Source organism: Aurantibacter sp. UH7 (assembly GCF_056839165.1).
This window is the reverse complement of record NZ_CM166388.1, coordinates 273510-289581: the sequence shown is the minus strand read 5'-3', so window position 1 is coordinate 289581 and position 16072 is coordinate 273510. Positions and strand designations below refer to the sequence as shown.

The 16072-nt window shown below is 34.9% G+C and carries 14 protein-coding genes; 12 read left to right on the top strand and 2 right to left on the bottom strand.

Annotated elements, in window-relative coordinates:
- The first annotated feature begins 7 nt into the window (after window positions 1-7).
- Entirely contained in the window at window positions 8-1489 is a 1482-nt protein-coding gene (locus UH7x_RS01235) for a sulfatase-like hydrolase/transferase (RefSeq protein WP_482361906.1), read from the top strand.
- 6 nt (window positions 1490-1495) lie between these two features.
- On the opposite strand, the gene UH7x_RS01230 is transcribed toward UH7x_RS01235, so the two are convergent.
- Window positions 1496-3046, bottom strand: coding sequence for an alpha-L-fucosidase (locus tag UH7x_RS01230; RefSeq protein ID WP_482361905.1), 1551 nt, complete (start codon window positions 3044-3046; stop codon window positions 1496-1498).
- Window positions 3047-3231: 185 nt separating this feature from the next.
- Window positions 3232-4068, bottom strand: a complete 837-nt coding sequence (locus tag UH7x_RS01225; protein ID WP_482361904.1) for an AraC family transcriptional regulator — start codon at window positions 4066-4068, stop codon at window positions 3232-3234.
- A 147-nt stretch (window positions 4069-4215) separates the two neighbouring features.
- On the opposite strand from UH7x_RS01225, the gene UH7x_RS01220 reads away from it, so the two are divergent.
- The 11 genes from UH7x_RS01220 to UH7x_RS01170 all read left to right on the top strand — a co-directional run bounded on the left by UH7x_RS01220 (window position 4216) and on the right by UH7x_RS01170 (window position 16071).
- Complete coding sequence (locus tag UH7x_RS01220) at window positions 4216-5379, top strand: cytochrome P450 (RefSeq protein ID WP_482361903.1); 1164 nt, start codon at window positions 4216-4218, stop codon at window positions 5377-5379.
- 5 nt (window positions 5380-5384) lie between these two features.
- On the top strand, window positions 5385-5693 hold the full coding sequence (locus UH7x_RS01215; protein ID WP_482361902.1) for a 2Fe-2S iron-sulfur cluster-binding protein: 309 nt from the start codon (window positions 5385-5387) through the stop codon (window positions 5691-5693).
- Between the two features lie 3 nt (window positions 5694-5696).
- Entirely contained in the window at window positions 5697-6983 is a 1287-nt protein-coding gene (locus UH7x_RS01210) for an NAD(P)/FAD-dependent oxidoreductase (protein WP_482361901.1), read from the top strand.
- A complete protein-coding gene (locus UH7x_RS01205) occupies window positions 6980-8098 on the top strand; it encodes an alcohol dehydrogenase catalytic domain-containing protein (protein WP_482361900.1) in 1119 nt (372 codons plus the stop codon). Before UH7x_RS01210 ends, UH7x_RS01205 begins: the two co-directional genes overlap by 4 nt.
- Window positions 8098-8898, top strand: coding sequence for an alpha/beta hydrolase (locus UH7x_RS01200; RefSeq protein WP_482361899.1), 801 nt, complete (start codon window positions 8098-8100; stop codon window positions 8896-8898). The genes UH7x_RS01205 and UH7x_RS01200 overlap by 1 nt, the downstream gene beginning before the upstream one ends.
- A 42-nt stretch (window positions 8899-8940) precedes the next feature.
- Window positions 8941-9828 carry an AraC family transcriptional regulator gene (locus tag UH7x_RS01195; protein WP_482361898.1) on the top strand — a complete coding sequence of 296 codons (888 nt, stop codon included), beginning with the start codon at window positions 8941-8943 and terminating at the stop codon, window positions 9826-9828.
- A 153-nt stretch (window positions 9829-9981) separates the two neighbouring features.
- A complete protein-coding gene (locus UH7x_RS01190) occupies window positions 9982-11121 on the top strand; it encodes a mandelate racemase/muconate lactonizing enzyme family protein (protein WP_482361897.1) in 1140 nt (379 codons plus the stop codon).
- Window positions 11122-11137: 16 nt separating this feature from the next.
- Entirely contained in the window at window positions 11138-12574 is a 1437-nt protein-coding gene (locus tag UH7x_RS01185; protein ID WP_482361896.1) for an NAD-dependent succinate-semialdehyde dehydrogenase, read from the top strand.
- Window positions 12575-12655: 81 nt separating this feature from the next.
- On the top strand, window positions 12656-13678 hold the full coding sequence (locus UH7x_RS01180) for a sugar kinase (protein WP_482361895.1): 1023 nt from the start codon (window positions 12656-12658) through the stop codon (window positions 13676-13678).
- Window positions 13679-13753: 75 nt separating this feature from the next.
- The gene (locus UH7x_RS01175) at window positions 13754-14389 is read left to right on the top strand and encodes a bifunctional 4-hydroxy-2-oxoglutarate aldolase/2-dehydro-3-deoxy-phosphogluconate aldolase (RefSeq protein ID WP_482361894.1); all 636 of its coding nucleotides are present in this window, start codon (window positions 13754-13756) and stop codon (window positions 14387-14389) included.
- Window positions 14390-14478: 89 nt separating this feature from the next.
- Entirely contained in the window at window positions 14479-16071 is a 1593-nt protein-coding gene (locus UH7x_RS01170) for a sulfatase family protein (protein WP_482361893.1), read from the top strand.
- The last annotated feature ends 1 nt before the right edge of the window (window position 16072 follow it).

Genomic DNA, 16072 nt, shown 5'->3' with positions numbered 1-16072 from the left:
TACTACTATGAGAATAAATTCTAAGTACACTAGGTTATACATATCTGCAGTCTTGATAATACTATCAAATATCAGTTATGCACAAGAAAAACGTCCCAATATTCTAGTTATTCTCTGTGATGACCTTGGGTATGCTGATGTAGGTTTTAATGGTTCTACAGATATTCTGACTCCGGAATTAGATGCACTTGCTAATGAGTCTATTATTTGCACATCGGCTTATGTTGCACATCCTTTTTGTGGTCCTAGTAGGGCAGCCTTGTTGACAGGTAGGTATCCTCATAAATTAGGAACACCTTTTAATTTACCACATAATAGTAGTGAGCTTGATGCTGATGAAATGGGAGTCCCTGTAAACGCTACTTACATGAGTAAGGTTTTACAGGAAGCTGGTTATTATACAGGAATTGTTGGTAAATGGCATCTTGGTTCAGCACCCAAGTTCCATCCAAATAAAAGAGGTTTTGATGATTTTTATGGATTTTTAGGCGGAGGACATGATTATTTTCCAGAAAAATATAGTGCTATGTATCAAAAACAACTTAAGGAGGGGAAAAAGGACATCCGTGATTATATTTTTCCGTTAGAACATAATGGAAAAGAAGTAAAAGAAACGGAATACTTAACAGATGCTTTTTCGAGAGAAGCCACTCGGTTTTTTGAAGATGCCAAGGCGAAGAATAAACCATTCTTTATGTACTTATCATATAACGCACCTCATGTTCCGTTGCAAGCAAAAGCAGAAGACCTTACTAAATTCAACACTATTGAAGATAAGGATAGAAAAACCTATGCGGCAATGGTATATGCCGTAGACCGTGGTGTGGGCGAAATCGTAAAATCTCTAAAAGCTAATGGACAATATGAAAACACAGTCATTGTGTTTTTAAGTGATAATGGTGGAAATACAGATCATGGTGCTAACAACTTTCCCTTGAAAGGAAGAAAAGGCGATACTTGGGAAGGTGGTTATCGAGTACCCATGTTTGTACATTGGCCGAAGAATATATCAGCTGGCAAAAGTTATGATTACCCAGTATCATCACTTGATTTGTACCCTACGTTTTTAGGTCTAGCAAAAAGCGATGCTGCAATTGGAAAGAATTTGGATGGAAGAGATATTATGGAAAACATACTCGCTGGAACCGATGTTGACAAAGAACGACTGATTTATACCTTACGTCATCGACATGGGTATAATGATGTTGGTGTTCGCCAAGGTGATTGGAAAATTACCAGAATGGGCAACGAACCTTGGCGACTACATAATATCAAAACAGATTTCGAAGAAAAGAAAAATTTGGGTGGTAGGTATCCTAAACGTCTTCAAAAAATGGTGACAGAAACTCAAGAATGGACCAATGGTTTTGTTCGTCCATTATGGTTTTATTCATTGAAAGACCAAGAATTATGGAACAGTCATAAAATGCCCGCATACAATGAAACTTTTGAAATTTCAAAATTGGTGCAATCGCCTAAAATATATTAGTAGATTTTATAAACTAATCTCTAAAACATGTGCAAATTCACCAGATTTATCACCCAAATCAGAAACAGTTAATCCGTTAGCTAAATGATTAAAATTTACTTTGGCATCACTACCCAATAATCGAATAGCCTTCACATTTAAGTCCTTACCGAATTCTGAGTTTTTACCAAGTGATTTGATAGAAACTTTTCCGTCTTCAGGCCATGCCATCATAATTGCGTAAAGCTTGTCACCTTTATGTGTAAAGCGAATATCTTGGCCTGTAAAACCTTTGTTTTGACCTTCTGAATGATGTCCTTTTTTAACTTCCGTTGGTCCTTCTCCAAAAGTCTTCCAGTATTTGGTATCATAAATGGCTTCTCCATTAGTGCTTAGCCAATCTCCCATTTGCATGAGTATTTTTTGCTGGTCTTCAGGAATTGTGCCATCTGCTTTAGGTCCAACATTTAGTAATAAGTTTCCGTTTTTTGAAACGATATCTACTAAGTCATCTATCAAACTATTTGCAGTTTTAGATTCCCAATTGGTTACATAGCACCACGAGTTCTTACCAATTGAAGTATCTGTTTGCCAAGGTAATTTTCGTATACCAGGTAACTTTCCGCGCTCTAAATCATAGATTACTGTACCCTCTGGAAAGGCCTCATGACTAAAGTTCTTATCTTGTAAAACAACCTCTTTGTTCCACTCAATTCCTTTATTGTAATAGTATGCAGCAAGTTTGGGTCTATAATCAGCATAATCTGGAATATCTAAATAGAAATCAAACCAAAGAATATCTGGCTGATAATTATCAATTAAATCTTTCGTTCTTGCCCACCATTTTTCTTTAAATTCTTCTGATACCGGTTCGTTTAAATCTTGACCTTTAGGCGAATATAAATCGGCATATTGCGGATCTGAAGTATCAAAATGATCTTTCTTATTGTAGAAGGACCAGTTAAATGCATAATGCGAAGAGGCCCCCATTATCATTCCTTGTTTTCTTCCTTCCTTAAATAACTCTCCTAATACATCTCGTTTTGGTCCCATGTCAACAGCATTCCACCTTGTGGTATTTGATTTATACATGGCAAATCCATCGTGATGATCTGCAACTGGCACTACATATTTTGCACCTGATTTTTTGAATAGTGTAATCCATTCTTCGGGGTTAAATTTCTCGGCTTTAAACATGGGGATAAAATCTTTGTAACCAAACTCCTTTTGATTACCATAAGTTTTCTTATGATACAGAAAAGTTTCGTTAGGACCATCATGTTGATGTTTCAGTTGGGCGGTAAAAGTAGCAGTGTCCATATACATTCTTCTGGGGTACCATTCGGATCCATGTGCAGGAACAGCATAAGCACCCCAATGTATAAATACGCCAAACTTCTTTTGATTAAACCATTCAGGATCTTTGTAGTTCTTTTTAATGGATTCCCAGTTGGCTTCATAGTGCACTATAGAATCATTTGTTTCCCTATTTTTTGTTTTTTCTTCATTTTTAGAACCACAGGAGGTAATTACTAAAGTAAACAATATTAAAATCAGGCTTTTTTTGAAGTACGACATTTTGAAACTGTGTTTTTAAAATGATTGAAATATGAATGTTTCACTTAGTTTTAGTTTGCAACGGTAAAATATAGTTGCTAATAGTGTGAGATGTAATTTAAAGTTAATAGTAGAAAGGCCAAATTTAAATCACTAGACAAATACTGAACAATGATAAAAGTAGGCTTAAATATTTATCAGCAAATTTATTTTTTAAATTTTTTCTGGTAGCTTAATGGTGTACTACCTATAAATTTATTAAACTGTTTATGATAAAAAGTTAGGGACTCATATCCACAGGCATAACCAATTTGAGATACGGACATTTGAGTATCTAATAACATACGTACGGAAACATTAATTCGATATTCATTTAGGAACGTAAAAAATGAACGCCCCATCATTTTTGTAAAGAATCGAGAGAAAGATTGCTCAGACATTTTAACGGCATCTGCAATTTCTTTTAGATAAATTTTTCTGTTATAGTGCTTCGAAACAAAATCATGTACAATTAACATGCGGCTTCCATATTCTGTAGGTAAATCATCTAAAAATTGTGTTTTAGATAATGTTTGATATGGGCAGCTTGCAAGCTTTGTTAATAATTGTAACAACTGAATATATAATTCATGGTCCTCAAGATTTGGTAAGTTTTGTATTAAAGGGAATAATAATTTTGTTTTGTGTTTATCAAAAAGTATACCTCTCGAAGCAGTACGTAACAAGTTGAAAACAATTTCTAATTCTGGAACTTTTGGAAAAACCCCTTTGTTCCATTGTACTACAATAGACTTAGATAGTGTGTTTTTTTGAGCAACATTTTTCCAACAATGTGGAAGCTTAGATCGAAGTAATACTAATTCACCCGGTTCGTATGGTCCAACAAAATCTCCAATTAATTTTGTACCCGTACTTTCTACAATATAAGTTAACTCATGCTGAGGATGAAAATGCCATGGAGTTTCGAAATTGGGTGCTTCATACGAAAACCCTTGTATGGTATTCTTTTCACCTAAAACAATTGGTTCTAATACTGCTTTCATATTCTATTATATTGAAATAAATGTAAACTATTATATCAATACGACATAATAGTTTACTTAATTGATATAATACATTACTTCGGGAGGTTTTATTTTTATAATTTTTGCATGTATATCAATTCAAAGACAACTAAATATAAGATTGTAATGCAAAAAAGTGAATTACCAGATCCATTTGAGAAGGCCCGATTAGAAAAAGGTATTGGAAAGATGGATGATCAGAATGACCCTGTAACGATGTTGTTACGTCATAAAGATGTTAGAAAAACGGCACACAATTATAAAACATTTCAGTCAGCAGCAAAACCTGGCAGAATAGTAATTCCGTCTGAAGTAAATATTCGAGAGACTCGACAAATACCTTTTGAATTAGACCCTCCAATTCACGGGCTTTATCGCAAAATAGTTGAACCTTGGTTTAAGCGTCCAATGCAAGAAGAATATTCTGCAAAATTGGAAGCCCAAATTGGTTCGTTGGTTGATGAAGTAATTGCTACAGGAACAATAAATATTATTGAAGAATTTGCATTGGTTTTGCAATCAAGAGCATTAACTCTTTTGTTAAATACACCGTATGACGAGGCGGATACATGGATTTCATGGGGAACACATGTTTTCCGAAGTGAAGATTCTGATTTAGATGCAGACAAGGCAAACATTCTTTATGATTACATTGACGAGCAAATTGAAAAATCAATTCAGAACCCTAAAGATGACTTGTATTCTGTTTTATTAGCATCTGAAGTTGATGGAAAAAAATTAACTAAAGAAGAAGTGAAAGGAGTAATGGTCTTAACCTTTGCAGGTGGCAGGGATACTGTAATTAATGCTATAACAAATGCAATTTCATATTTGTCAGAACATCAAGAATCATTAGAACGTTTTAGAACCGAGCCAGAGATTATTAATAATGCGGTTGAAGAAATGATTCGTTATTTCTCGCCATTAACACAAATGGGACGTGTTATGACAGAAAATACTCATGTTTGCGAGCATGCGGTAAAAGCAGATACACGAGTTTCGCTTTGTTGGGCATCTGCAAATAGAGATGCTACAGTTTTCGAAAATGCAAACGAGATTGTTATAGATAGAAAAATTAATCCGCATGTTGGTTTTGGGTTTAGTCATCATAACTGTTTAGGGGCAACTCATGCACGACAAATAATGCGGGTACTCTTAAAAACATTAGCAGAAAAAGTAGCAAGTATAGAAGTATATGATTATAAAGAAAATATTGAGGAGCTCGGTGAATTTAAAAGAAAAGTGGGCTATGATTATTTAAATGCAAAATTTAACTCATTAACTAAATAAATAACATGGCAAAAATTACATTTATTACAAGTGATAACGAAACAATTGTATTGGAAGGAACTTCAGGCTCAGTAATGGCATTGGCTGTAGAACATAATGTAAAAGGTATCGATGGGGATTGTGGAGGTGTATGCTCTTGTGCTACCTGTCATGTTCACGTAAAACCGGAAGATATGGTTAAAACAGGACAAGCTAGTGAAATCGAAACAGACATGTTAGAATTAGATGATAATGCAGATGAATACAGTCGCCTATGTTGCCAACTTGAAATAAGCGATGATTTAGATGGTGTGGAGCTAACTGTAGCAAAATAATAGATGGATACTTTTAAGCAAAATAAAAAAGTATGCATTATTGTTGGTGCCAGTCATGCAGGTGTGAATTGCGGATTTGCTTTACGGAAAGAAGGTTGGGATGGTGAAATTATTCTTTTTGATGCGGATCCAGAATTACCGTATCATCGTCCTCCGCTGTCGAAAACGTATTTGACAAATGAGGCAGGTTTGGCAACAGCTCCATTGAAATCTGCAGAAAGCTATGCGCGTGATGATATCCAATTGAATTTGGGTGTTAAAATTGCTTCGATAAGCGCAGAGGAAAAAAAGGTGGTTTTAGATAATGGCTCAGTTCAAAGTTATAATAAATTGGTACTAGCTACGGGAGCCCGTCCATTAATACCTCTAATTCCAGGACTTAATGCTGCTAATAATGTATTTCCCTTAAGAACAACTGCTGATGTAGAAGGTATACGAAGCGCATTAGGTGATAAACCGAATCAAAAAGTCGTGGTAATTGGTGGTGGATATATTGGTTTAGAAATAGCAGCTTCTTTAAAAAAAGCAGGTGCTGGAGTAACTGTATTAGAAAGAGAAGAACGAATTTTAGCGCGAGTAACGACTTCTGAAATGTCAGACTTTTTTCATAAACTTCATCAAGAAAATGGGGTGGAGGTAATGACTGGTAAAAACGTAACAGTAATAGAAAATGAGCGTGATAGTTCAATTGTTCTTTGTTCAGACGGCTCAACTTACCTAGCTGATATCATAATAGTTGGCGTAGGAATTCGTGTGAATATTGAATTGGCGCAACAAGCCGGGCTCACCATTGAAAATGGAATAAAGGTAGATGCCTCGGCACGAACAAGTAATGAGCATATATATGCAATTGGCGATTGTACTTTTCATTACAATCCGCATTATGATACATTCGTCCGATTAGAATCGGTTCAAAATGCAGTTGACCAAGCTAAAGTTGCAGCAGCTTCAATTAGTGGAAAAGACGTGGTTTATAATTCTATTCCTTGGTTCTGGTCTAATCAGTATGACGTGAAATTACAAATTGTTGGACTTTCTAACGGATATGATAATATTGTTATTCGAAAGGAGGAAAAAGAACAACCTTGTTTTTCTATTTGGTATTTTAGAGGAAACACTTTACTGGCTGTTGATGCCATTAATAATGCGAAGGCCTATGTGGTAGGAACGAAGTTTATTAAGTCGAATCAACTTGTTAATAAAGAAAAATTGGCAGATTCAACTGTTGAATTTAAGCCAGTAAATTTTATAGAACCTGAATCAAAAAAAAGTGAAACTCGAATTGTATGAAAAGAATTTCTAAAAGTGCAATAGCAAAAGGTGATGGTACATTTATTATTGATACCGTTAGTGTTGCCGAACCAAAAGCAGATGAGGTTTTAGTAAAGATAAAAGCTGCTGGTTTATGTCATACAGACCATGATTCACTTACTTGGGGTAAACCAATTGTGATGGGACATGAAGGTTCTGGTGTTGTAGAAGCTATTGGTTCAAATGTGAAAAATGTTGTAATAGGAGATTCTATAATCTTAAATTGGGCCACACCTTGCAGGAATTGTTTTCAATGTAAGTTAGGAAACGAACATATTTGTGAAAATAATTCTCCTGTTGTTGCTGGTGCAAATGGGTATACCGACGGCCATGCCCATTTAGAAGGTACTACCTATAATGGACAGCCTATTGAGCGATCTTTTAATATTGGCACTTTATCAGAATACACTTTGGTTAAAGCTTCGGCAGTGGTAAAAAACCCGAATGAGAATATGTCGTTTCCGGCAGCTAGTATTATTAGTTGTGGGGTGATGACGGGTTTTGGTTCTGTAGTAAATTCGGCTAAAGTAACAGAAGGTAGTTCCGTGGTCGTTTTAGGAACAGGTGGCGTAGGACTTAGTGTTATTCAAGGCGCTAAAGTGAGTAAGGCAGCAAAAATTATCGCTATAGATATTAATGCTGGCCGTTTGGAAATGGCTAAAAATTTTGGAGCTACCCAAACGGTATTAGCAGATAAAAATGATAAAGGCTTGCTTCAGGCAGCGGAGCAGGTTAAAGAATTGACGGATAATCGTGGAGCTGATTATGCTTTTGAGTGTACCGCCGTGCCTGAGTTGGGTATGGCACCTTTGGCAATGGTTCGAAACGCGGGTACAGCGGTTCAGGTTAGTGGAATTGAACAAGAAATTCCCGTGGATATGAATTTATTTGAATGGGATAAAGTGTATATTAATCCATTATACGGAGGATGTAACCCTGATAAAGACTTTCCTAAAATCGTAGAACATTATAATTCAGGCTCCATTAAATTGGAAGAAATGATAACGCAAACCTATGGATTAGATGATTTAGAAAAAGCCTTTGAAGATATGCTTTCAGGAAAAAATGCTAAAGGCGTAATTGTATTTGATTAATGGAAGAACTTTTTAGAACTACAGAGATATCAGACCCGAAATTTGAAAGTGATAACCTTCGATTTATTACAGTCAAAACCAAAAATTTAAAGGGTAGGGGCGATATATGTGTTTTTGTGCCACCAGTTGAAAATGCTGAAAACCTACCTTTAATAATTTTACTACACGGGGTTTATGGCAGTGCTTGGGTCTGGTCAGGAAAAGCTGGAGTACATCGAACTGCTTTGCAAATGATACAGGATAAGGAAATTTCACCGATGGTAATCGCTATGCCTTCTGATGGATTGTGGGGTGACGGATCAGGTTATTTAAGGCACAACCAAAGAGACTTTGAAAAATGGGTTGTTGAAGATGTACCAAATGCTGTAAGAGAGAATATTTCGTCGGTAAGTAGCAAAAGTAATTTATTTATTTCAGGATTATCTATGGGTGGATTTGGAGCACTTAGATTAGGAATAAAATATGGAAATAAATTTAAAGCTATTTCTGCACATTCTTCAATAACAGATATTGCTCAAATGAAAGACTTTGTGGAAGAAGATTTAGAAAATTACCAGCAAGAAGACAAGTCTGAGAATTCAGTTATAGGAGTAGTCAAAAAATATGGTAATACTATTCCAAAAATTCGTTTTGATTGCGGAACAGAAGATGATTTAATTGACTATAATCGTGACTTACATTCCTCATTAATGGCGGCTAATATTGAACATGTATATGAGGAGTTTTCAGGTGCTCATGAATGGATCTATTGGGAGAAGTATGTGAAAAAAACATTATTGTTTTTTGATAAAGTAGTATAGTATGAATTTGCTTAAGTTCAATTTTTTCTTTAACTTTTATTTATGAAATTGCATTTCAAATCTTCCGAACAAGACTCTTTGAGTTCTATTTATGCCAAAAGATTGCATCGCCCTCACATGGGGGGTGATTGGCATTTTCATAAAGAATTTGAGCTTATTTATTTTTTAAAAGGTCAAGGAATGCGAATAGTGGGAGACCATATTTCAAATTTTCAAAAAGGTGAATTAGTATTGGTTGGTCAATGGTTACCACACTTATGGCGTAATGATGAAGATAATATTACAGGGGAAAACACCGATTTTATAGTAATTAAGTTTACAAGAATGTTTGGTGAAGTAAATCTCTTTTTAATGCCAGAGCTTTTACATATAAAGGCACTTTTAAAAGAGGCTAGTAGCGGGATATTATTTTCTAAAAAAGTTCGTAAATCTGTTCATGATGAATTATTACAATTAACCCAAGCCGAGGCTTCAGAAAAACTTATACTGTTATTAAGTATACTACGTAAATTGGTTAGAAGTAAAAATCACCAAAAATTATCGGGTCCTAATTTTACAATACCTAAAGAACTTTCTGGTGAAAATCGATTGCAGAAAGTTATAAATTATATATCAACTAATTACTCAAGTAGTATTGGCTTAGATGATATTTCAAAAATTGCAGCGATGACACCTCCTGCTTTCTGTAGGTTTTTTAAAACACGAACGAACAAAACTTTTTCTTTGTTTTTAAATGAAGTCCGTATTAGTAAAGCATGTCAATTATTAATAAATGGTGAGGCACCAATAAAGCAGATTTGTTATGATGTTGGCTTCTCCTCATTAACCAATTTTAATAGAACTTTTAAAAGTTTTAAAGAAGTATCACCCAGTATTTATCGTGATAGTTACAGTAATTTTAGACAACATAATCTTCAAGAGGTTTCTTAAAACCTGTTTGTCTTACTATACAATAACCTAAAAATTAATTAATTTAATAATTTGGGTTAAAATAGGGTTAGTCCTAGATAAATACCACCATAAACATTTCTTCAGTCTTTATTAATTTTATCTTTCAAAATACCGACCGTTAATGTAATAGTTATGAAGATTACCAAAGTAGAGACTTTTGTACTGTCGAATAAATTGAAAGAAACTTTTTTCTTTTCGCAATGGGCGTATAGTGAACGCAGAATATGCATTGTAAAAATCACTACTGATCAAGGAATATGTGGTTGGGGAGAGGGTTATGGTCCCGCAGATGTTATTAAATCTGGAATCAATTTAGTTACTCCTATTTTAATTGGTGAAAACCCTTTGGAAAATGAAACGCTTTGGTTTAAAATGTATCGGAAGACTTTAGATTTTGCTAGGCGTGGTGTCTTAGTAGCATCAATAAGTGCTATTGATGTTGCTTTATGGGATTTAAAAGGAAAAATTTTAAATCAACCTGTTAGTGTTCTTATGGGGGGGCAACATCGTAAAAAAGTAGTTCCGTATGCAACAGGTTTATATTTTTCTGAAAGTGATAATCTTGTTTCAAAATTGGTTGCTGAAGCTAAAACTTATGTGAATCAGGGCTTTAAGGCAATAAAGATGAAAGTTGGGCTTTCAGTTGCTAAAGATATTACTTTGGTTAAATCGGTAAGGGAAGCAATAGGAAATGAAATTAATTTAATGATAGATGCCAACCATGCATACTCATTAAGGGAAGCGACTAAATTATCAAGAGCATTAGAGCAATATAATATTGATTGGTTTGAAGAGCCAGTTTCACCAGAATATTATCACCATTATAAAGAATTGAGATCAAAAACAACTATCCCAATTGCAGGTGGTGAATGTGAATATTTACGTTATGGGTTTCAAACATTATTAGATAATGAAAGTATTGATATTCTTCAAGTAGATATATGTGGAGCAGGCGGTTTAAGTGAAGCAAAAAGAATTTCAACATTAGCAAATACAAAAGGCATTGAAATAATTCCACATGTTTGGGGAACTGGAATTGCTTTTCATGCAGCATTACACTTTATTGCAAATCTCGAACCAATTCCTGGACGATTATACACTCCTGAAATGTTTATTGAATATGACCGTACTGAGAATGATATTCGAGAATCACTTACTACACCATCATTAAAGATGAAAAATGGATATCTAGATATTCCTCAATTACCAGGTTTAGGTATTGAAGTGGATGAAAAAATGGTCCGTCATTTTTCATCTGAAATTCTTATTTAATTTAACGATTAGCATTATGACTTTTGGATACCATAAATTATACATTGGAGGTGAATTAGTAGATTCTGTTTCTAATAAAAAACATACAGTTATTTGTCCCGCTGACGATGAGTCCATTGGTGAAATTGCATGGGCGGGAGCAGAAGATGCGGAATTGGCATTAAAGGCCGCGGAAAAAGGATTTCAATTTTGGTCCAAGCTGTCATTAGCAGAACGTACAGTTTGGATGACAAAATTGCGTTCGGCTGTATTAGAAAATGAGCATGAATTGCGTGCGGCGATGGTGTATGAAATGGGTAAAACATATGCCGGAGCTTGGGAGGATATAGAGGCTGTAATTAATGGTTTAGAATGGTACCCTGCTGCTATGAAGAATATGCGCGATGAACAAATTCCGGATTACGAAAATACACATACCCATAAAATGGTTCATCAACCAGCAGGGGTAGCTGTAGCTTATTTAGCTTGGAATTTTCCATTATTAAACGTCGGTTTTAAATTGGGGCCTGCACTTGCTAGTGGCTGTTCTATAATTATTAAACCTTCGGCAGCATCCCCATTATCTGCGTATTTAATTGGAAAAATTTTAAAAGAAATTAATTTCCCTGCGGGTGTCGTAAATATACTTTGTGGACCAAGTAGTGAAGTTGCGCATACGTTAACTACAAGTAAAATTCCAGCTGTTTTAACAATGATAGGTTCAACAGAGACAGGTCAAAAAGTAATTGCTGATAGTACTACATCAATAAAAAAATTAGGAATGGAATTGGGTGGGAATGCTCCTTTTATAGTATTCGAAGATGCTGATTTTGAAAAAGCATTGGACTTAGCAATTGGATTAAAATTTGGTAACACAGGTCAGATATGTGTAGCTGCCAATCGAATTTTTGTACATAAGAGTATTTATGATAAGTTCTTGAAAGCTTACATCAAAAGAGCCTCTGAATTAAAGTTAGGTCATGGAGTAGATTCTGATGTAGATATGGGACCAATGGTCTCAAGACGAGATAGAGACCGTATGTTTGAATTAATAAAAGACGCGACCAGTAAAGGTGCAATATTAGAATACGGTGGAAACATTCCTAAAGGAAAAGAGAAAGGAAATTGGTTAGAACCAACTGTTCTTTCAGGAATGACCACTGATATGGATGTCTTTAAAAAAGAGACTTTTGGTCCAATAGGTTCATTAATGCGTTTTGAAACTGATGATGAAGTCTTGGCTTTAGCAAACGATACTGAATACGGATTAGCTTCTTATATTTTCTCGAATAACCACAAAAGAATTGAAAGATTTTCTAGAGACCTTGAATTTGGAGAAATTCAAATCAATGGAGTAAAATATTCTATTTATCTTCCGCACGGCGGAATTAAGAATAGTGGTATTGGTCATGATTGTTCACATTTAGCTTTAGATGATTATCTTGTAAAAAAGCGAATATCAATGGCTATTTAATTACTAACTTTAATCTCCATTTTTAAACTTTATTATTAGGGAATATAAGGCAATTGTAATGTCTTAGTATTATTTTAGGTTATGAGAAATAAGATTGTTGGTTATGGTGAATTGCTTTTGCGCCTTACACCTCAGGATCATGGAAGACTCTTAGAACAAACAGATATTTTGCAAATGGCCTTTGCAGGAGCAGAAGCTAATATAATTGCAGACTTAGCAGTGTTAGGTCACCCAACTGAGTTTGTATCAGCTTTGCCGAAGAACCCTTTAGGACAATCTGCAAATCGTTTTTTAAATCAATTCGGTATAGCTACAGACGCAATTGTTTGGGATGATGGTCGGCTTGGTACGTATTATATTGAACATGGAACTTCGCTTCGTGGTTCAAAAGTAACCTACGACCGACAGCATGCATCAGTAACAAAAACAAAGTTCTCGCAAAAACATTGGGAATCCATTTTTGAAAACGCCAATTATTTTGTTTTAACGGGAATAACACCTGCACTATCGGAGACTTGTCGTGACAATATCACTTTAGCATTAAAAGTTGCTAAGAATAATAAAGTAAACGTAATTTTTGATTTAAATTATAGAAGAACCCTTTGGGAAAAAGAAGAGGCTAAACGTTCATTTTCATCTATTCTGCCTTATGTGGATATTCTTATCGGTAATATTGGTTCGGCCCTAGATGTTTTCGATATTCGAACTGAGGAGATAAGCGATTTTGAAAGTTTGATTTCTGCTACTAGGACAGCAACACAGGGTTTGGAAAATTTAGGTGATTTTGATGTTATTGCCATGACGCTGCGCTTACAACAAAATGCGAATGAAAATATACTTGGAGGAATGGTCAAGAAGGACGATGAATATTATTTTGGTAATAGACTGACTACGGAAATTACCGATCGCCTAGGTGGTGGAGATGCATTTACTGCTGCTTTACTTCACGGAATAATAAAAGACTGGGAACCTGATACAATTGTTAATTTTTCAACTGCAGCTTTTGCAATTACGCAAACTTTAAAAGGTGATATTAACTATAGCTCAGAACAAGAATTGATGGAGATAGCCTCTGGAAATATTAAAGGGCATGTTAGAAGATGATAAATTCTAAAATCTTGATATTCATAAAGTGACTAATATATAAGTGAGGGTGCTAAAGCCACTGAAAATTACTAGATGACCAAAGAAGATATTTTAATTGAACTGAAGAAAACCGTAGTAGTAGCTATTATACGCTTGGATAAGGCAGAAGATGTGTATCCAACAGCCATGGCCTTATTTGAAGGAGGAATTACGGCTATTGAAGTAACCGTCGGAACACCTAATGCCCTTGCTGAAATAAATAAAATAGCACAGCATGAGGGGATTTTAGCAGGTGTTGGATCTGTAGTAGATGCTCAAACTGCAAAGTTAGCCATTGAAGCAGGTGCGGAATTTATTGTGACGCCCGCAAGTAAGAAAGAGGTTATAGATATGGCCCATAAGTATGGAAAACCTGTATTATCTGGCGCATTCTCACCAACTGAAGTTTTACAGGCTTATGATTGGGGTGCAGATATAATTAAGTTATTTCCAGCTGGTGCTTTAGGTATAAACTATTATAAAGCTATAAAAGCACCAATGCCTTATATACCAATAATGCCTACTGGAGGAGTTACTGAACTAAATGCTATAGAATGGTTAGAACAAGGTGCTCCTTGTTTGGGCGTAGGAAGTGAATTAACGAATGCAAACCTAATTCGAAATAGAGATTTTAAAGGTATAACTGAGCTGGCAAAGAGGTTTAGAAAGACAGTGAATAATTTTAGATAATCGCTAACTTATTTACAACGTAATGATGATTGCTAGTGATGAAATTAACGATAGATGTCTACTAATTTCTCAACGCAGACACATTTTGTATGCACAAGTACATAATTTATCTGATTACTACTACATTTAAAATCACGTTAAAAATTGAGAATATTTCTATGATAAATCGGAATAAATTGAATGTAGTTTACAGTTTGACTATTTGTTTTATATTACTTTTCTCAGCTTGTAAACAAGAAACAAAAGAAATACAATTAGAAGAAAGGCCTCCAAATATTATCTGGCTCATGGCAGAAGATATTAGTCTTGATTTGGCATGTTACGGAATGAAAGCAGTAAAAACTCCGAACTTAGATCAAATGGCATTGGATGGCATAAAGTATAACAATGCTTATGTGACAAATCCAATTTGTTCACCAAGTCGTTCTGCAATGATGGTCGGTGTTCATCAAATTAAAACTAATACACATAACCATCGAAGTAACCGAGATGTCCCTTTATCAAAACCTTATCTACCGTTTACTAAACTTTTGAGAGATGCAGGGTATACTACAATTTTGGGGCATCATAATGTACGTGGTAAAGGTAGAAAGACAGATGTGAATTTTAAGCATCAACCTATTGGGGAATGGAATGGAAAAGATAAATTCGGACTTTTTGATAAGTTCGATACTATTAATCCAGCTGACACTCCTTTTTTCGCCCAAATTCAATTGAATGTAACACATAGGGGCGATTGGTGGAATGAAATTCGTTCACAATCCAAACACCCAGTTAATCCTGATGATGTTGAATTACCACCATATTACGCTGAGCACCCTACTGTTCGATTAGACTGGGCCAAGTATTTAGATACTATGGAATACATGGATGATGAGGTGGGCATGTTATTTCAAGAGTTAGAAGAAAAAGGCTTGTCTGAAAATACGGTAGTAATTTTTATTGGTGATAATGGTAGATGTAATATTAAAGGCAAAGGATATTTACATGACCCAGGATTACGTATTCCCTTTTTAATGAAATGGCCAAAAGGAATTAAGCCTAATCAAGTTAAGAATCAAGTGGTAAGTTCTACTGACATTACCGCAACTATTTTAGACTTAGCAGGTGTTGAGATTCCAGAGTACATGACAGGAATGTCCATTTTAAATGATAATTTTAACAGAGAAGAAGTTTATGCGGCACGTGATTTATGGGATGAGATAGAAGAAAAATCTAGGGCAATTACCAATGGTAAATGGAAGTATATTCGAAATGATAAGCCTGAAATTCCTTGGGAAGCAGGTCAAGCATATTTAGAATTTTATCGTCCTGCTATTCATATAATGCGCACTTTAAAGAAAGAAGGTAAACTGAATGCTGAGCAAAAACAATTTTTCTCAGATTCAAAGCCAAAAGAAGAATTATATAATATTCAAGAGGATCCTTTTGAATTAGAAAACCTAGCTGAAAATATTGAACACCTTGCTGTTTTAGAAGCAATGAGAAGTAAAACTTTAAGTTATGACTCAGAAATGAAACCAGTAAGTGATACTTATAATCCGGTGCACGCTAGTGCTGTTGATTTGTTGGAGTGGGTAAAAATTGAAAAGCCCGATTTGTATCAAGAGATGCTGAATGGAGTGGAAATAGGTTTTCAAACCTTAACTAAAGAACAAAAACAACGAAATAAAACCAATTAAA